This is a genomic window from Fodinibius halophilus (genome assembly GCF_011059105.1).
In the GTDB taxonomy this organism is placed as follows: domain Bacteria; phylum Bacteroidota; class Rhodothermia; order Balneolales; family Balneolaceae; genus Fodinibius; species Fodinibius halophilus.
Genome location: NZ_JAALLS010000036.1, coordinates 1 through 15,027 on the forward strand (window position 1 = coordinate 1; position 15,027 = coordinate 15,027).

Genomic DNA, 15,027 nt, shown 5'->3' on the forward strand with positions numbered 1-15,027 from the left:
ACCACTCTGAGCGACACTTCCAAATTTAATTTTAGATTATTTAAAACTTCTTTGTTGAAACAACATAATCTAAAAATAGACATCAAATGGAAGTTATAATAGAAGAAATTTATTCTTCTAATGCTGAGCACTAACTAGCAGCATATTCAACTGTCCAAATGCTTCCGCGAGCAGCGCTCGGTCCTGTTTAACAATTCGTTAACTCCAGTTCCGAAGCGATGCAAGGATAGCCACTTTGATCGACACTTCCAAATTAAATAATAGAATATTTCAGATTCCTCCGTTAAGAGAGTATTATCTAAAAATATCCATTAAATGGAAGTTATAATAGAAGAAGTTTATTCTTCTTCTGATGCTGAGGTTTGACTACTAGCAGATTCAGCTGCCTCGCTGGTGCCCGTAGTTTTCTTAGACTTACCAGCTCGACGTGTACGCTTCTTCTTCTTGCTGTCCTTTGGCTTGATGTCATTGTAATCTACAAGCTCCACAACAGCCATCTGTGCGTCATCGCCAGATCGATAACCAAGTTTAACCACACGAGTATAACCACCGGGGCGATCCATCGCCTTTTGGGCTACCTCATCAAAAAGGTGGCTAACTGCTTGTTTATCATTTAGTTTTGAAAATACCTGTCGCCGTTTATGCGAGGTATCAGTCTTGGCCTTTGTTATTAAAGGCTCTACAAATGTACGAAGCTCTTTTGCTTTTGGTAACGTCGTAACGATCCTATGCTCTTTAATAAGAGCTATCGAAAGCGAAGCTAATGTCGCTTTACGATGTGAAGGCGTACGACCTAATTTATTTCCTTTCTTTAAATGACGCATTTGCTTTCTATAAGTCCTTTATGATTTATCCAAATACTTAGTAACGTCCATGCCGAAGTGAAGATCTTTTCCTTCAATAACTTCAACCAATTCGGCTAACGATTTCTTTCCGAAATTACGGAATTTCAACAGATCCTGCTCATCTCGCGATACCAATTCACCAATAGTATTGATATTAGCAGACTTAAGGCAGTTGTAAGACCGAACACTCAGGTTCAGATCTTCAATACTAGTCTTCAGGAGGTTTATAATACGTTGACGTTCTGCATCAACCTCCTCTTCTTCTTGTGTAAATGGTTCATCAATTTCTTCAGTGATGAACTTCTCAGTATGTTCTTTCAATATTTTACCGGCAATGGTAAGTGCTTCTTTTGAATTTACCGATCCATCGGTAGTAATATCCATCACCAACTTTTCGTAGTCGGTACGTTGACCAACACGAACATTTTCAACATCAAATTTCACCTGCTTAATCGGTGTATATATAGCATCAATAGGAATCAGGTTTACATCATCCTCTGTATCCACACTTTGTTCTTCTGCAGGTACATAGCCTCGGCCTCTACCGACACGAAGTTCCATTTCAATATCTGCATCCTCCGACATTGTAGCAATAACCGTTTCTGGGTTTAATACATCATAATCTGCCGTAGCCTCATCAATATCTTCGGCAGTAAATGTACCTTCGCCAGAAATAGAAACGTGGATAACACCACTACTTTGCTCTACCTGCTTAAAACGCACCTCTTTGAGGTTCAGGATAATTTCATATACATCCTCTTTCACCCCTTGAATACTGGAATATTCGTGCTCAACACCATTGATTTTAAGGGCGTTGATTGCTATTCCCGGAAGTGATGACAACAGGATTCTGCGAAAAGAGTTACCGATTGTTACTCCGAAACCTCTTTCAAGAGGTTGCAAAATAAATGTACCAAACGTATCAGTAGCTTCTTCAACCTCGAGAGGTTCAGGCATTTGAATGCTATAATTGCTCATAATAAAAGCGGTATTAGGCTAAATGAATTTTGTTAATTACTTGGAGTAAAGCTCAACAATAAGCTGCACATTGATATTTTCTGGAATCTCTTCCATTTCAGGCACATTCAAAAACTTGCCCTTCATCTGTTTCTTATCAATTTCAAGCCACTTGTACTTGCTTGATGGTGCGTGTTGCAATGACTCATTAATAACTTCCAAGGTTTTGGACTTTGGTCGTACACTTACAACATCACCAGGACGCAGATGGTAAGAAGGAATATTAACTACCTCCCCATTTACGACAATATGCTTATGACTAACCAACTGACGTGCTTGACGACGAGTTCTGGCAAAGCCAAGACGATAGACTGTATTATCAAGTCTACTCTCCAGGTATTGCAGCAATATTACACCGGTAACACCATCTTTGGCATTGGCTTTATCAAAGAGGTTAGAAAATTGCTTTTCCAACAAGCCATAGGTGTATTTTGCTTTCTGCTTTTCTTCAAGCTGAATAGCATATTCAGATTTTCGTGAGTACCGGGAACGTCCATGTTGCCCGGGCCCATAAGGCTTTCGTTCCAGCGCTTTGCTGGGACCAAAGATGGGTTCTCGAAAACGTCTTGCTTTTTTTTGCTTTGGACCTCTATATCGTGCCATAATTACTTACTATAAAAAATTCTGCGTTATACTCTTCGTCGTTTGGGTGGTCTACAACCATTGTGTGGAATGGGAGTACGATCTTTAATAGCTGTTACTTCCAATCCACTGGAAGCTAAAGCTCGAACAGCAGCTTCTCGTCCTGAACCGGGCCCTTTCACAAATACTTCTACCCGGCGCAGTCCCATTTCATGTGCAGCCGTAGCAGCGGTCTCAGCACTAAGCTGAGCTGCATAAGGTGTATTCTTTCGTGAGCCTTTAAATCCTTCTTTTCCGGCTGATGACCATGAAATAGCATTTCCGTCAGCATCCGTTACCGTAACAAGGACGTTGTTAAAGGTAGCTTTGATGAAAACCATCCCATTGGGATCTGAAAGCTGCTTTCGTCGTCGTTTCTTCTTTTTTGCCGATTTTCGTTGTCTTTTTGCCATTGAATCGTCTCAACTATTGTTATTTTCTGGGAGCTGTCTTCTTACCTGCCACCGTGCGGCGCTTGCCTTTACGGGTTCTGGCATTGGTTTGAGTATTTTGACCACGAACGGGTAACCCTTTTCTGTGTCGGGTACCTCGGTAAGAGCCAATCTCGATAAGGCGGCGGATATTCGCATTTACTTCACTGCGAAGAGCCCCTTCAACCGTATATTCACTATCTATTTTCTGGCGTAGCTCAGATACTTGGTCATCAGTCCAATCTTTTACTTTGGTACTGTGATCTATATCAAGATCATCAAGAATTTTCTGAGCAGTAGATCGACCGATGCCATAAACATAAGTCAGACCTATTACGCCACGTTTGTCTTTCGGTAAGTCTATTCCAGCAATTCTAGCCATAAAAACTATACAGATTTATTATCCTTGTCGTTGCTTGTGACGAGGATTCTTTTTGTTAATTACATATACACGACCATTGCGTCGAACAATCTTGTCGTCTTCACTTCGTTTTTTTACTGAAGATCGAGTCTTCATAATACTAAATCGTTTTTATTTAAAATTTACTTATAACGATACGTAATACGTCCCTTACTCAAATCGTAAGGAGACATCTCCACGGCAACTCGGTCGCCAGGGAGAATTTTGATATAGTACATTCTCATCTTTCCTGAGACATGGGCTAATATCTCGTGCCCATTATCTAACTCTACGCGAAATTGAGCATTAGGTAGTGCTTCAATAATTTCGCCATCCTGCTTAATTGGCTCCTGTTTAGCCATCTTAAATCTTTGCGTTTATTCGACTTTCCGTGATCTCTCTAATATAATCAAAAGTACTTAAAACTTCAGCTTTTCCTTCGCGAATAACTACATCGTGTTCATAGTGGGCTGAAATTGATTTATCAGCCGTAACCACGGTCCAACCGTCGTCTAAGGTACTTACTTTAAAAGATCCTAATGTGATCATTGGTTCGATAGCCAATGTCATTCCGGATCGCAGTCGTTCTCCTCGCCCGGCCCTCCCGAAATTGGGTACAGACGGATCTTCATGGAGCGACTTTCCAAGACCATGTCCGACTAAATCTCGGACTACGCCAAAACCTTTTTCCTCGCAGTGCATTTGTATTGCGTTGGAAATATCTCCAACCTTATTGCCATGCACTGCTTGTTCAATTCCTTTATTCAAAGATTCTAGCGTAGTTCGAAGCAGTCGAATCTTTTCATCATCACATTCACCAACAGCAAATGTGTATGCATGATCTCCGAAATAGCCGTTCTTTTCGACCCCACAATCAATAGAAACGATATCACCTTCTTTTAGTTTCCGTTTATCACTGGGGATTCCGTGAACAACCTCTTCATTAATTGAGATACACAATGTTCCCGGAAACGGATTTTGTTTGGGCCCATACCCTTTAAAAGCGGGACGCCCATTATTTTCTTCTATATATTCTTCTGCTACTCTGTCAAGCTTTCCGGTTGTAACACCCGGTTCAATAAATTCTGCAACTTTGGCCAATGTCCGAGAAACTATTTGCGCACTTTCGCGCATTTTCTCGATTTCTGACTCGCTTTTCAAATAAATCATTACGCTCTACGACGACCCTTCATTTTACCCGTCTTCATAAAGCCATCGTAATGACGCATCATCAAGTGGCTTTCAATTTGCTGGAGTGTATCCAGTGCAACCCCTACAATAATAAGGAGACTTGTTCCACCATAGAAAAGGGCAAAACCCGGGGTTACTCCCATCCGTGCTGCAATAGCAGGCATGATGGCAATTATTGCCAAAAAGATTGATCCGGGTAGTGTCACCTTTGTCAAGATATTATCAATAAACTCTACCGTTTTATTACCAGGTCGAACACCAGGGATAAATCCACCTTGTCGTTTCATCGTGTCTGCCATTTCGCGTGGATTTACGGTAATAGCGGTATAAAAGTACGTAAAGAACACTACAATAATTCCAAAGATAATGGAATATGTAATTCCTGTAAAATCACTAGACCAGGAAGTTAACATCTGCACCGTTTGGTTGTTCGGAAAGAACGTACCAATAGTGCTTGGAATAAACATAATTGACTGTGCAAAAATAATCGGCATTACACCGGCAGCATTCACTCGAATCGGCAAGTACTGTGTGGTTCCACCATAAACTTTTCTGCCTACAACGCGCTTGGCATATTGGACCGGAATCTTGCGAACGCCCTGGGTTAGTAATACAGAAGCTGCAATTACCAAGATCAGAGCAGCAATTTCGACAATAACGATAATCGCATTACCCTTGGTCGTAACTTCGTTAATTAAACTTGCCGGTAGCCGGGCTATAATACCAATCATAATTATGATTGAAATACCATTTCCAATACCGCGATCGGTGATTCGCTCACCCAACCACATTACAAATGCTGTACCAGCCGTAAGTACAATCATCGAAGTAAGAACAAATGTAACATTGCCCACAACAATGGCGTTGGGCGACGTTGCCATTAAATTGATTGCAAAACCAATTGACTGAATAAGGGTGATCCCTATTGTTCCATAACGGGTTAGACGATTAATTTTTCGTCGTCCGTCTTCCCCTTCTCGCTGTAGTTTCTGGAAATACGGTACAACCGCGCCCATCAGCTGAATTATAATAGCAGCAGTAATATAGGGCATAATTCCCAGTGCAAATACACCAGCACGAGAAAAAGCACCACCTACAAACATATCGAACAGCCCCAACAAGCTGGAAGCATTTCCTGTTTGTTGGACCAGCTGAGTTGCATCTACGCCCGGAAGTGTAACATAACTTCCAATACGGTATACCATTAAAATCCCGATAACGTAGAAGATGCGATTCTTCAGCTCTTCTATCTTAAATATGTTTCGAAAGTTTTCTACTAAACTCATTTAGAAGGTGGCTCAGTGTTTAATTAATCTTAATTCTCAACAAATGTAATGCTTCCGCCTGCGTCTTCCACTTTTTCCTGGGCTGATTTACTCGCATTATGTACTTCAATATCGATGGCAGCTTCAATTTCGCCATCACCAAGAAGCTTTACGAGATCTCCTTTACCAGCTAATCCAGCGTCTCTGAGATCATCAAGAGTGATAGTCTCACCCAGCTTGTCATGTTCAATAAATAACTGAATTGTTCCAGTGTTAACAGCTACATATTCTGTGCGGAAGATATTGTTAAATCCCCACTTAGGAATACGTCGTTGAAGCGGCATCTGTCCACCTTCGAACCAGAATTTTTCTTTGAAACCACTACGAGATCGTTGACCGTTATGGCCCTTCCCAACAGTGTGGCCTCCTCTACCCGAACCTTGTCCACGACCAATACGCTTGGCCTTTTTCTTATTTGGTTCCGGGGCATTTAAATTACTTAAATCCATCGTGTTATCCCTTGCGTTCTTTAAAACTGTTATCCTTCAAATACTTTGTTCAACGAAACTCCTCGTCGTTCAGCAACTTCAAGCGGGTCTGTAAGATTCTTAAGCCCGTTATATGTTGCCTTCACCATATTATGCGGATTGGAAGATCCGACAGACTTCGTCAAAATGTTTTGAAGTCCAGCAATATCCAATAGCGCTTTCACCGGTCCACCAGCAATTACTCCAGTACCTTCAGAGGCCGGGCGTAATAGTACTTCGCCAGCTCCCTCTTTTCCGGTAATGGTATGATAGATACTTCCGGTTTTGGTCATCGGAACTTTAATCAAGTTCTTCTTCGCATTGTCAAATCCTTTTTGGATAGCGTCGGAGACTTCATTGGCTTTACCAAGACCGTGCCCTACGACACCATCTTTATTACCAACTACTACAATAGCATTAAAGCTAAATCGACGACCACCTTTAACAACCTTAGAAACCCGGTTAATGTGAACCAGTTTCTCTTCAAGGTTCAGATTCTTAGGTGCTATGTTATGTCTTCTTCTTATTTTAGGCATAATAATTCTTTTTAAAAGTCTAATCCACCTTCGCGAGCACCGTCGGCCAGTGCTTTGATTACGCCGTGATATTTATAACCACTTCGATCGAAAACGGCTTTATTAATTCCTTTTTCATCAGCAAGTTCAGCCAAGTGTTTTCCAACAACTTCTGCTGCTTCTTGCTTGGTTTTATCAGCAACATCATCAGCAACTTCTTCTGATTGACTGGAAGCAGCTACAAGCGTTTTCCCCATCAAATCATCTACCAGTTGCGCATATACATGCTTGTTGCTTTTGTAGACACTCAACCGAGGTCGATCACCAGTTCCGCGTACGGTTGCACGGATTCTGCGGCGTATCCTATCTCGACGTTCTTTTTTCTGAATATTCTTATCCATCGTAAATAAATCCTATTAAGCTTTCGCGGCTGATTTACCTGCTTTTCTACGAACCCACTCATCAACGTAGCGGATACCCTTACCTTTGTAAGGCTCCGGTGGACGAAGCGAGCGAATTTTAGCAGAAACCTGTCCAACTAATTCCTTGTTAATACCTGTAACGATTATTGTGGGGTTATTACGACCCTTCGTTTCCACTTCAATATCAACGCCATCAGGTGCTACAAAATAGATGGGATGAGAGAAACCAAGCGTTAGCTCAAGTACACCATTACTTAATGATGCACGATATCCAACCCCTCGTAATTCGAGCTCTTTCTTATAGCCTTCTGATACACCGGTTACAATATTACTTATAAGTGACCGGTACAGGCCATGCAAAGAGCGATCGAATTTAGCATCAGAGCTACGATTTACAATCAGCTCATCATCTTTTTTCTCAATATTGATACCTTCGTGAATTTGCAGCGTATCGCTACCTTTTTCACCTTTAATCGTAACGACGTTATCAGCATCAATACTGAATTCAACATCATCTTTTAATTCAATCGGTTGATTTCCGATACGTGACATAATTCTATTACCTTATTTTTAATAAACAGTGCATAAGACTTCGCCACCCACTTTAACCTTGCGGGCTTCTTTATCCGTCATTACTCCTCGAGAAGTCGAGAGAATGACAATTCCAAGACCATTGAGAGCACGTGGAATTTCATCGGATCCACAATATTCTCGAAGGCCGGGTTTTGAGCGTCGTTTCATCTTTTTGATAACCGGATGACCATACGCATCGTATTTCAGGAATAAACGAAGCATTCCCTGTTTACCGTCATCAATATTGATAAACTTGTTAATGTATCCCTTATCCAACAGGATTTTAGTCATCGCACGCTTAAGCTTAGAAGCAGGAATATCGACTCGTCGATGTCCCGCCCGCTGAGCGTTACGTATTCTTGTCAAATAATCTGAAATTGGATCAAACATAAAAGTTCTTCGTTAAAATGTTACCAACTTGCTTTTCGTACTCCGGGAATCTTCCCGTCAAGAGCAAGTTCACGAAATTTAATTCGAGAGATACCGTATTTGCGAATATAGCCACGGCAACGTCCTGTTAAGTTACAGCGATTGTTGACGCGCGTAGGACTGGCATCGCGAGGAAGCTTTTGCAGCTCTACCCACTTGCCTTCTTCCTTAAGCTTTTTACGCTTTTCGGCATACTTCTTTACCGTTCGTTTTCTTTTTTCGTTACGTGCTATCCAAGCTGTTTTTGCCATAATGTGTTATGCTTGTATAATTTAATTTCGTTTCTGAAATGGCATTCCAAATCCTTTTAGCAAGGCATATGCTTCTTCATCCGTCTCAGCATTAGTCACAAATGTTACATCAAGACCATGCACATTGTCAACATTATCAGTATTGATCTCCGGGAATATCGTATGGTCTTTAATACCAAGCGTATAATTTCCTCGTCCATCAAAACTTTTGTCGGGTACACCCTGGAAATCACGAGTTCTCGGAAGTGCCAAGTTAATCAGGCGGTCCAGGAACTCATACATCTGCTTACCTCGCAGGGTCACCTTGCATCCAATAGGCTGGCCATCTCTGATCTTAAAATTAGAGATCGACTTTTTAGCCTTGGTTGTTACCGGGCGTTGACCTGTAATCTTTGCTACGTTTTCTACCACTGTATCCAAAAACTTCTCATTTTCAACAGCTTCTCCAACGCCACAATTGATTACAATTTTTTCAAGCTTGGGAACAGCCATGACACTTTCATAGTCAAACTGTTCTTCGAGGCTAGAAATAATTTCGTCTTTATACTGTGTATTTAGTCTTGCTTCTGCCATTCTAAAATAGATTCTTATTTATCAATGATCTCGCCACTTGTCTTAGCATAACGAACCCAACGTCCGCCGCCATCTTCTTCGATGCGTTTTCGGCCAATCCGTGTTGGTTCTCCTGTAGATGGATCAATCACCATTACATTTGAAATATGAATTGAAACCTCACGTTCGATACGACCTCCCTGGGGGTTGTCCTGGGTCGGCTGATCGTGGTGTACGCGCATATTTATTCCTTCAACCAATACGCGTTCCTTATCGGGAAATACTGCTAATACTCGACCCTCCCGACCTTTGTCGTTTCCAGCGATGACTTTAACCTCATCGCCTTTTTTGACGTGTAATTTCTTTCTTTTGTTTTTTGTGCGTGGCATAATAAAATTCTGTTTTTAAAGCACTTCTGGCGCTAGTGATACAATACGCATGTAATTTCGTTCTCGGAGTTCGCGAGCTACCGGTCCAAAAATTCGTGTACCTATCGGTTCACTATCTTTGTTGATGATAACCGCAGCATTTTCATCAAATCTGATGTAACTGCCATCCTGGCGTCGTATTTCTTTTTTTGTTCTAACAACTACAGCATTTACAACTTCACCCTTTTTAACATTTCCACCGGGTATTGCTGTTTTTACTGAGCAAGAAATAAGATCGCCAATGCGTGCATATCGTCGTTTGGAATCGCCCAAAACTTTAATGCAGTTTAGCTGACGAGCTCCGCTATTGTCAGCAACGTTTAATTGTGTTTGTGCTTGTACCATTGCAGATTCCTAATATCCGTTATTTTGCTCGTTCAATGATTTCAACTAATCGCCAAGATTTACGCTTAGAAAGCGGACGAGTGGACATAATTTGCACTACATCACCCTCGTTGGCCTCATTTTCTTCGTCATGGGCCATATACTTGGTCGTTTTAGTTATGTATTTACCATAGATCGCGTGTTTTACTTTTCGATCCACTGCAACCGTGATGGACTTGTCCATGCGGTTACTTACTACGCGACCTGTTCGTTGTCTTCGTTGTACTCGTTCGGGTTGTGCCATTGTTTAGTTATCCAGCACTTTCTTCTTGTTCTTTTTCAGTAATGATCGTATGAATTCGGGCAATCTCTTTGCGTGTCATAGAGACGCGAGCAGGATTTTCAAGCTGACCGGCAATTGCGCGGTTAAACTTCATATCTTGCAAGGCCTGCTTTTCGTCGTCGAGACGTGCCTTTAATTCAGCAATAGATTTTTCTCTAAGTTCGTGTGCCTTCATGATTCCTCTAAATACCTTTTTGATTAAGGTCCATCGTAATCACGGCGAACGATGAACTTCGTTTTAATAGGAAGTTTATAATCAGCGCGTCGCATTGCATCCCACGCCAGGTCTTCAGGAACTCCAGCAATTTCGAACAAAATTCGTCCGGGTTTTACAACTGCCACATATTCCTCGACAGCGCCTTTACCTTTACCCATTCGTGTTTCTGCGGGTTGTGAGGTTTTGGGCATATCCGGAAAAATACGGATCCACGTCTGACCATCACGCTGCAACTGACGTGCAATTGCGATTCGACATGATTCAATTTGTCGAGAGGTGATGTATTTAGGCTCAAGAGCCTTCAGACCAAAATCTCCGTAAGCCAGGGTATGTCCTCGCTGAGCCGTTCCTTTCAGGCTTCTGCGATGCTGCCGTCGGCGTCTTACGTTTCTTGGTTCTAACATGATTTAAATATTTACAGTGTTAGTTACTTCTATTTCTTCTTCTGCGACGAGAGCGGCGCTTGCCTTTGCCTCGTCGTCCTCCTCGGGAATCATCCTTCTTCTGGGTATGTGCATCTCCGGGAGTTAACTCAATATCACCGAGTATTTCTCCTTTGAAGATCCATACCTTTACACCGATAGATCCATAAATGGTGTTTGAGGTAGCACAGAAATAATCAATATCGGCACGTAATGTATGCAAAGGCACACGTCCTTCGCGGTACTGTTCGGTACGCGCCATTTCTGAGCCGCCCAAACGACCGGCACAACGAATTCGAATTCCTTCGGCTCCCATTCGCATGGCCGAAGATATCGCTGTTTTCATAGCCCGGCGGAATGAAATTCGAGCCTCAAGCTGTTGCGCAATATTCTGTGCAACAAGACTTGCATCCGTTTCGGGTCGTTTAATCTCACTTACATTAATTTGAACTTCTTTACTTGTAATCGCTTTAAGCTCTTCGCGAAGAAGTTCAATTTGTTCACCACCTTTACCGATAATAACACCGGGTCGGCTTGTTTTCAGTGTAAGGAGTATTCGTTTCGGTGTTCGTTCGATTATGACTCGCGAAAGTCCTCCATTCTGAAGACGTGTGTGCAAATATTCACGCAACTTTGTGTCTTCATAGAGTATTTCGGGTTCATTCTCTTCGGAATACCAGTTGGAATCCCAACCGCGAATGATACCGAGTCGTAAACCTACTGGATGTGATTTCTGTCCCAAGGTATTATCTTTTATTAATTAAACTAATTCTTCTTCTTTCTTTGCCACAACTACCGTGATGTGACAAGTACGTTTACGTATCTGATTCGCACGTCCCATAGCTCTGGGTTGAATGCGTTTTAGCGTAGCGCCTTCATCAGCATAAATTTCCTTTATATAAAGGTCTTGGTTGTCTAACCGCTCTTCCTGAAATTTATCACGAATATTTGCAGCGGCTGACTTAATAACTTTAGCAACTTCAGGAGCAGCACCTTTGCGTGTAAACTCAAGCTTCTTTAGCGCTTTGTGTACCTTATCTCCTCGTACAGAATCCAGCACAAGACGTACCTTACGTGCCGATCTGCGAAGATGCTTTTGTATTGCTCGTGCTTCTAATTTTTCTTCTGCCATAATACTTTACATTCCTGGTTTTCTCGGTGCTTCTCGTGATTTTGACTTCTCGGGATGGCCACGGAACGTGCGTGTTGGGGCAAATTCGCCCAACTTGTGACCAACCATATCTTCAGTAATGAAAACGGGGATAAACTGCTTCCCGTTATGTACGGCTAACGTTAACCCAAGAAAGTCTGGCGTAACCATGGAGCTACGAGACCATGTCTTGATCACGTTCTTTTTGCCGCTTTCATTCATTGCATCGATCTTACGTTGTAACTTGTAATATACGTAAGGTCCTTTTCTAAGCGATCTTGGCATAACTAATTACTTTTTAGACTTTTTTCGACTTCGAACGATGTATCGGTCCGAAAGTTTCTTTCGTTTTCTTGTCTTTAATCCTTTAGAAGATTGTCCCCAAGGTGATCGAGGGTGTCCACCAGAAGCTTTACCTTCACCACCGCCCATTGGGTGATCAATTGGGTTCATTGCAACACCACGTGTTTGAGGTCGTTTACCTCTCCAGCGATTACGCCCGGCTTTACCAGCTTTGGTATTAAAGTGATCTGTATTGCTGGTAGTACCGACGGTGGCAACACAGCTGCCCAGTATCATTCGAACTTCACCGGAAGGCAACTTAACCGTTACATACTTGTCGGTTTTAGCAACCATCTGAGCAACAGTACCGGCACTTCGGCATAATTGTGCACCTTGTCCTGGGTGTAGCTCAATATTATGGATAAAGGTACCCGGAGGCATATGCTTCATGGGCATTGCATTTCCGTTGTCAGGCTCAATGGCAGAGTTACTGCTAATTACAGTATCACCAACTGCCAACTTATCGGGAGCAATAATATATCGTTTTTCTCCGTCTGCATAAGCGATCAGTGCAATACGAGCAGATCTGTTCGGATCGTACTCTATTGTCTGTACTTTTGCAGGGATATCATTCTTGTCGCGTTTAAAGTCGATTAAACGATAACGACGCTTATGTCCACCGCCTCGGTGGCGCGAAGTCATGCGTCCCTGTTTATTTCGACCACCGGATTGTCCCTTACCTTTTACAAGCCGCTTAACTGTTGGCTTGCTTACGGTAACATCATCAAACACAGGTGCATTTCTGTGTCTTAAACCGGGTGTTGTTGGTTTTGATTTCTTCGTAGCCATTGAACTAGTTATTTCTAAATTTCACTAAAGAAGTCTATTTCGCCTTCTTTGAGAGTTACAATTGCTTTTTTCCAAACTTTTTTTCTGCCTTCAACATAACCGCTTGCAGTGAAACGGCCTTTAGGCTTAGAGGGCATAATCATAGTATTGATTTTGCCCACTTTGACATCAGGATATCGCTCCAAAATGGCGCTTTTGATATCAGCCTTACTGGCATATTTATCTACTTGGAAAGCGTACTTTCCTTCTTCCTGAAGTCGCGTTAGTTTTTCCGTAATCAGTGGTTTTTGTAATACTTCCTTCATGCTACAGCCTCCTCAGCGGGTTCAATAGATCCTTCAAGAACTTCAAGTGCAGACTCTTGGATTAAAATTACTTCAGCATCCAATATTTGGTATGTCGTCGGCTTATATGCTTCCAGCACCTCGACATTAGGAATGTTACGAGCTGACTTATAAACAACCTTGTCAGTTTCGGCAGTCAAGATCAAAACTTTCTTATCTTGAACTTCCAAACCTTCCAGTATTGAAGCTACCTTTTTTGTCTTTGGAGCCTCAAAAGTAAAATCATCAATAATCGTTACTGCATCGTCATTAACCTTAGCAGACAAAGCAGATTTACGAGCTAATACTCGAGATTTCTTTGACATTCGGAACGAATAATCGCGCGGGCTGGGGCCAAATACAGTTCCACCACCTTTCAAGAGTGGAGAACGAATGGATCCACGACGCGCCTGACCGGTTCCTTTCTGGCGATAAGCCTTACGACCACCACCGCGAACCTGACCACGTTCTTTAGTATTCGAGGTTCCTTGTCGCTGGTTCGCCATATATCGACGAACGTCTTCATAAATAACGGTTTCATTGGGCTCGATGCCAAAAATGGAATCAGCGAGCTCTGCTTTATTACCGCTATCCTTTCCTTCAGTTGTAAAAATCGGAAGCTTCATTTCAGTTAGTTCTTACTATCGATTGTAAATTTCAACAAAACGTCCATTAGGTCCGGGAATTGAACCAGTAACCATCATCAAGTTAGACTCGGAGAAAATTCTCGCAACAGTCAAATTCTTGATTTTAGTCCGTTCATTTCCACTTCGACCAGCCATCTTAATTCCTGGGAATACACGCGCAGGATCAGAAGCCTGACCAATAGATCCGGGGTGACGCTCACGGTTATACTGGCCGTGCGTTGCTCCGCCGACACCTCTAAAGTTGTGTCGCTTCATGACGCCGGTAAAACCTGTACCTTTAGAAACGCCAACGACATCAACATTGTCACCGATGTTAAAGACATCTTCTATGTTCAGTTCATCTCCCAACTCTGCATCTTCGGGAATAAAATCTCTGAATTCCTTGATATATTTCTTGGGTGATGTTCCAGCTTTTTCGAAATGACCCTGAAGTGGTTTCGGAGTGCTCTTCTCTTTCCTGTCAAAAGCAGAAAGCTGAACAGCATCGTATCCGTTCTCTTCTTCAGTTTTAATCTGTGTTATTACACAGGGTTCAACCTCGATGACTGTGACGGCAAAATTTTGCCCGTCGTCATCGAAAACATTCGTCATTCCGACTTTTTTTCCTATTAAACCACTACTCATTGTTCAGTGATTAAAAATGTTACACTTTAATTTCTACGTCCACACCAGAGGGCAACTCCAGCTTCATTAATGCATCAACGGTTTGCGAACCTGTTGAAAGAATATCGATCAAACGCTTGTGTGATCGGTATTCAAACTGCTCGCGCGCTGTTTTGTTCACATGAACAGAACGATTAACCGTTATAATGTTTTTCTTCGTGGGGAGCGGTATCGGACCCGATACCACAGCTCCCGTCGATTTAACTGTCTGAATTATCTTTTCAGCCGATTTGTCGATCAGGTTATGATCGTACGACTTAAGTTTAATTCTGATTTTTTGTTGAGTAGCCACTTATCAGAACCTTTTTAATCTTGAATTTCAGTTACAACACCAGCGCCT

29 protein-coding genes are annotated in these 15,027 nt (G+C 42.2%); all 29 read right to left on the reverse strand.

The window, feature by feature from the left end; genetic code table 11:
- Positions 1-338: 338 nt before the first annotated feature.
- From rplQ to rpsJ, 29 genes are read right to left on the reverse strand one after another with little or no spacing between them, the layout of a single operon-like run.
- Positions 339-824: a 50S ribosomal protein L17 gene (gene rplQ, locus G3569_RS17410; RefSeq protein WP_165271367.1), complete on the reverse strand. Its 486-nt coding sequence runs from the start codon at positions 822-824 to the stop codon at positions 339-341.
- Positions 825-842: 18 nt separating this feature from the next.
- Entirely contained in the window at positions 843-1,823 is a 981-nt protein-coding gene (locus G3569_RS17415; RefSeq protein ID WP_165271368.1) for a DNA-directed RNA polymerase subunit alpha, read from the reverse strand.
- Between the two features lie 36 nt (positions 1,824-1,859).
- On the reverse strand, positions 1,860-2,465 hold the full coding sequence (gene rpsD, locus G3569_RS17420; RefSeq protein WP_165271369.1) for a 30S ribosomal protein S4: 606 nt from the start codon (positions 2,463-2,465) through the stop codon (positions 1,860-1,862).
- A 26-nt stretch (positions 2,466-2,491) separates the two neighbouring features.
- The gene (rpsK, locus tag G3569_RS17425) at positions 2,492-2,896 is read right to left on the reverse strand and encodes a 30S ribosomal protein S11 (protein WP_165271370.1); all 405 of its coding nucleotides are present in this window, start codon (positions 2,894-2,896) and stop codon (positions 2,492-2,494) included.
- A 19-nt stretch (positions 2,897-2,915) separates the two neighbouring features.
- Complete coding sequence (gene rpsM, locus G3569_RS17430; protein WP_165271371.1) at positions 2,916-3,296, reverse strand: 30S ribosomal protein S13; 381 nt, start codon at positions 3,294-3,296, stop codon at positions 2,916-2,918.
- 18 nt (positions 3,297-3,314) lie between these two features.
- The gene (gene rpmJ, locus G3569_RS17435; protein WP_095607755.1) at positions 3,315-3,431 is read right to left on the reverse strand and encodes a 50S ribosomal protein L36; all 117 of its coding nucleotides are present in this window, start codon (positions 3,429-3,431) and stop codon (positions 3,315-3,317) included.
- A 26-nt stretch (positions 3,432-3,457) separates the two neighbouring features.
- Positions 3,458-3,676: a translation initiation factor IF-1 gene (gene infA / locus G3569_RS17440; RefSeq protein WP_020404818.1), complete on the reverse strand. Its 219-nt coding sequence runs from the start codon at positions 3,674-3,676 to the stop codon at positions 3,458-3,460.
- Between the two features lies 1 nt (position 3,677).
- Positions 3,678-4,484, reverse strand: a complete 807-nt coding sequence (gene map, locus G3569_RS17445) for a type I methionyl aminopeptidase (RefSeq protein WP_165271372.1) — start codon at positions 4,482-4,484, stop codon at positions 3,678-3,680.
- Positions 4,484-5,791, reverse strand: a complete 1,308-nt coding sequence (gene secY, locus G3569_RS17450) for a preprotein translocase subunit SecY (RefSeq protein ID WP_165271373.1) — start codon at positions 5,789-5,791, stop codon at positions 4,484-4,486. The genes map and secY overlap by 1 nt, the downstream gene beginning before the upstream one ends.
- Positions 5,792-5,820: 29 nt before the next feature.
- The gene (gene rplO / locus G3569_RS17455; protein ID WP_165271374.1) at positions 5,821-6,279 is read right to left on the reverse strand and encodes a 50S ribosomal protein L15; all 459 of its coding nucleotides are present in this window, start codon (positions 6,277-6,279) and stop codon (positions 5,821-5,823) included.
- A 29-nt stretch (positions 6,280-6,308) separates the two neighbouring features.
- Complete coding sequence (rpsE, locus tag G3569_RS17460; protein ID WP_165271375.1) at positions 6,309-6,833, reverse strand: 30S ribosomal protein S5; 525 nt, start codon at positions 6,831-6,833, stop codon at positions 6,309-6,311.
- An 11-nt stretch (positions 6,834-6,844) separates the two neighbouring features.
- Positions 6,845-7,213 (reverse strand): 50S ribosomal protein L18, encoded by a 369-nt coding sequence (rplR, locus tag G3569_RS17465; protein WP_165271376.1) that lies wholly within the window; start codon positions 7,211-7,213, stop codon positions 6,845-6,847.
- A gap of 15 nt (positions 7,214-7,228) precedes the next feature.
- Positions 7,229-7,786, reverse strand: coding sequence for a 50S ribosomal protein L6 (gene rplF / locus G3569_RS17470; protein ID WP_165271377.1), 558 nt, complete (start codon positions 7,784-7,786; stop codon positions 7,229-7,231).
- Positions 7,787-7,804: 18 nt separating this feature from the next.
- A complete protein-coding gene (gene rpsH, locus G3569_RS17475; RefSeq protein ID WP_165271378.1) occupies positions 7,805-8,197 on the reverse strand; it encodes a 30S ribosomal protein S8 in 393 nt (130 codons plus the stop codon).
- A 20-nt stretch (positions 8,198-8,217) separates the two neighbouring features.
- Positions 8,218-8,487, reverse strand: coding sequence for a 30S ribosomal protein S14 (gene rpsN, locus G3569_RS17480; RefSeq protein WP_138432220.1), 270 nt, complete (start codon positions 8,485-8,487; stop codon positions 8,218-8,220).
- 21 nt (positions 8,488-8,508) lie between these two features.
- A complete protein-coding gene (gene rplE, locus G3569_RS17485) occupies positions 8,509-9,060 on the reverse strand; it encodes a 50S ribosomal protein L5 (protein ID WP_165271379.1) in 552 nt (183 codons plus the stop codon).
- A 14-nt stretch (positions 9,061-9,074) separates the two neighbouring features.
- Positions 9,075-9,428, reverse strand: coding sequence for a 50S ribosomal protein L24 (rplX, locus tag G3569_RS17490; protein ID WP_165271380.1), 354 nt, complete (start codon positions 9,426-9,428; stop codon positions 9,075-9,077).
- A 15-nt stretch (positions 9,429-9,443) separates the two neighbouring features.
- Positions 9,444-9,812, reverse strand: coding sequence for a 50S ribosomal protein L14 (rplN, locus tag G3569_RS17495; RefSeq protein ID WP_165271381.1), 369 nt, complete (start codon positions 9,810-9,812; stop codon positions 9,444-9,446).
- A gap of 19 nt (positions 9,813-9,831) precedes the next feature.
- Positions 9,832-10,095, reverse strand: coding sequence for a 30S ribosomal protein S17 (gene rpsQ / locus G3569_RS17500; protein WP_165271382.1), 264 nt, complete (start codon positions 10,093-10,095; stop codon positions 9,832-9,834).
- 7 nt (positions 10,096-10,102) lie between these two features.
- On the reverse strand, positions 10,103-10,309 hold the full coding sequence (rpmC, locus tag G3569_RS17505; protein ID WP_165271383.1) for a 50S ribosomal protein L29: 207 nt from the start codon (positions 10,307-10,309) through the stop codon (positions 10,103-10,105).
- A 23-nt stretch (positions 10,310-10,332) separates the two neighbouring features.
- Positions 10,333-10,755, reverse strand: a complete 423-nt coding sequence (gene rplP / locus G3569_RS17510) for a 50S ribosomal protein L16 (protein ID WP_165271384.1) — start codon at positions 10,753-10,755, stop codon at positions 10,333-10,335.
- A gap of 19 nt (positions 10,756-10,774) precedes the next feature.
- Positions 10,775-11,515, reverse strand: coding sequence for a 30S ribosomal protein S3 (gene rpsC, locus G3569_RS17515; RefSeq protein WP_165271385.1), 741 nt, complete (start codon positions 11,513-11,515; stop codon positions 10,775-10,777).
- An 18-nt stretch (positions 11,516-11,533) separates the two neighbouring features.
- Positions 11,534-11,905 (reverse strand): 50S ribosomal protein L22, encoded by a 372-nt coding sequence (gene rplV, locus G3569_RS17520; protein WP_165271386.1) that lies wholly within the window; start codon positions 11,903-11,905, stop codon positions 11,534-11,536.
- Between the two features lie 6 nt (positions 11,906-11,911).
- Positions 11,912-12,208 carry a 30S ribosomal protein S19 gene (gene rpsS, locus G3569_RS17525; protein ID WP_165271387.1) on the reverse strand — a complete coding sequence of 99 codons (297 nt, stop codon included), beginning with the start codon at positions 12,206-12,208 and terminating at the stop codon, positions 11,912-11,914.
- 6 nt (positions 12,209-12,214) lie between these two features.
- Entirely contained in the window at positions 12,215-13,054 is an 840-nt protein-coding gene (gene rplB, locus G3569_RS17530; RefSeq protein WP_165271388.1) for a 50S ribosomal protein L2, read from the reverse strand.
- A gap of 14 nt (positions 13,055-13,068) precedes the next feature.
- Complete coding sequence (gene rplW / locus G3569_RS17535; protein ID WP_165271389.1) at positions 13,069-13,359, reverse strand: 50S ribosomal protein L23; 291 nt, start codon at positions 13,357-13,359, stop codon at positions 13,069-13,071.
- On the reverse strand, positions 13,356-14,003 hold the full coding sequence (gene rplD, locus G3569_RS17540) for a 50S ribosomal protein L4 (protein WP_165271390.1): 648 nt from the start codon (positions 14,001-14,003) through the stop codon (positions 13,356-13,358). The genes rplW and rplD overlap by 4 nt, the downstream gene beginning before the upstream one ends.
- A gap of 15 nt (positions 14,004-14,018) precedes the next feature.
- Positions 14,019-14,648 carry a 50S ribosomal protein L3 gene (gene rplC / locus G3569_RS17545; protein WP_165271391.1) on the reverse strand — a complete coding sequence of 210 codons (630 nt, stop codon included), beginning with the start codon at positions 14,646-14,648 and terminating at the stop codon, positions 14,019-14,021.
- Between the two features lie 19 nt (positions 14,649-14,667).
- Positions 14,668-14,979 carry a 30S ribosomal protein S10 gene (gene rpsJ, locus G3569_RS17550; protein ID WP_095607732.1) on the reverse strand — a complete coding sequence of 104 codons (312 nt, stop codon included), beginning with the start codon at positions 14,977-14,979 and terminating at the stop codon, positions 14,668-14,670.
- Positions 14,980-15,027 lie beyond the last annotated feature (48 nt).

Excerpts from the sequence above, each read along its gene's own strand:
- infA (WP_020404818.1), bottom strand. The coding sequence starts at position 3,676 with ATGGCTAAACAGGAGCCAATTAAGCAGGATGGCGAAATTATTGAAGCA.
- rpsQ (WP_165271382.1), bottom strand. The coding sequence starts at position 10,095 with ATGGCACAACCCGAACGAGTACAACGAAGACAACGAACAGGTCGCGTA.
- rplW (WP_165271389.1), bottom strand. The coding sequence starts at position 13,359 with ATGAAGGAAGTATTACAAAAACCACTGATTACGGAAAAACTAACGCGA.
- rplN (WP_165271381.1), bottom strand. The coding sequence starts at position 9,812 with ATGGTACAAGCACAAACACAATTAAACGTTGCTGACAATAGCGGAGCT.
- rpsE (WP_165271375.1), bottom strand. The coding sequence starts at position 6,833 with ATGCCTAAAATAAGAAGAAGACATAACATAGCACCTAAGAATCTGAAC.
- rpsS (WP_165271387.1), bottom strand. The coding sequence starts at position 12,208 with ATGCCAAGATCGCTTAGAAAAGGACCTTACGTATATTACAAGTTACAA.
- rplQ (WP_165271367.1), bottom strand. The coding sequence starts at position 824 with ATGCGTCATTTAAAGAAAGGAAATAAATTAGGTCGTACGCCTTCACAT.
- rplE (WP_165271379.1), bottom strand. The coding sequence starts at position 9,060 with ATGGCAGAAGCAAGACTAAATACACAGTATAAAGACGAAATTATTTCT.
- secY (WP_165271373.1), bottom strand. The coding sequence starts at position 5,791 with ATGAGTTTAGTAGAAAACTTTCGAAACATATTTAAGATAGAAGAGCTG.
- rpmJ (WP_095607755.1), bottom strand. The coding sequence starts at position 3,431 with ATGAAGACTCGATCTTCAGTAAAAAAACGAAGTGAAGACGACAAGATT.
- rplF (WP_165271377.1), bottom strand. The coding sequence starts at position 7,786 with ATGTCACGTATCGGAAATCAACCGATTGAATTAAAAGATGATGTTGAA.
- rplB (WP_165271388.1), bottom strand. The coding sequence starts at position 13,054 with ATGGCTACGAAGAAATCAAAACCAACAACACCCGGTTTAAGACACAGA.
- rplR (WP_165271376.1), bottom strand. The coding sequence starts at position 7,213 with ATGGATAAGAATATTCAGAAAAAAGAACGTCGAGATAGGATACGCCGC.
- rplV (WP_165271386.1), bottom strand. The coding sequence starts at position 11,905 with ATGGCAGAAGAAAAATTAGAAGCACGAGCAATACAAAAGCATCTTCGC.
- rplD (WP_165271390.1), bottom strand. The coding sequence starts at position 14,003 with ATGAAGCTTCCGATTTTTACAACTGAAGGAAAGGATAGCGGTAATAAA.
- rplX (WP_165271380.1), bottom strand. The coding sequence starts at position 9,428 with ATGCCACGCACAAAAAACAAAAGAAAGAAATTACACGTCAAAAAAGGC.
- rplC (WP_165271391.1), bottom strand. The coding sequence starts at position 14,648 with ATGAGTAGTGGTTTAATAGGAAAAAAAGTCGGAATGACGAATGTTTTC.
- G3569_RS17415 (WP_165271368.1), bottom strand. The coding sequence starts at position 1,823 with ATGAGCAATTATAGCATTCAAATGCCTGAACCTCTCGAGGTTGAAGAA.
- map (WP_165271372.1), bottom strand. The coding sequence starts at position 4,484 with ATGATTTATTTGAAAAGCGAGTCAGAAATCGAGAAAATGCGCGAAAGT.
- rpsH (WP_165271378.1), bottom strand. The coding sequence starts at position 8,197 with ATGTTTGATCCAATTTCAGATTATTTGACAAGAATACGTAACGCTCAG.
- rpsD (WP_165271369.1), bottom strand. The coding sequence starts at position 2,465 with ATGGCACGATATAGAGGTCCAAAGCAAAAAAAAGCAAGACGTTTTCGA.
- rpsK (WP_165271370.1), bottom strand. The coding sequence starts at position 2,896 with ATGGCAAAAAGACAACGAAAATCGGCAAAAAAGAAGAAACGACGACGA.
- rpsN (WP_138432220.1), bottom strand. The coding sequence starts at position 8,487 with ATGGCAAAAACAGCTTGGATAGCACGTAACGAAAAAAGAAAACGAACG.
- rplP (WP_165271384.1), bottom strand. The coding sequence starts at position 10,755 with ATGTTAGAACCAAGAAACGTAAGACGCCGACGGCAGCATCGCAGAAGC.
- rplO (WP_165271374.1), bottom strand. The coding sequence starts at position 6,279 with ATGGATTTAAGTAATTTAAATGCCCCGGAACCAAATAAGAAAAAGGCC.
- rpsM (WP_165271371.1), bottom strand. The coding sequence starts at position 3,296 with ATGGCTAGAATTGCTGGAATAGACTTACCGAAAGACAAACGTGGCGTA.
- rpmC (WP_165271383.1), bottom strand. The coding sequence starts at position 10,309 with ATGAAGGCACACGAACTTAGAGAAAAATCTATTGCTGAATTAAAGGCA.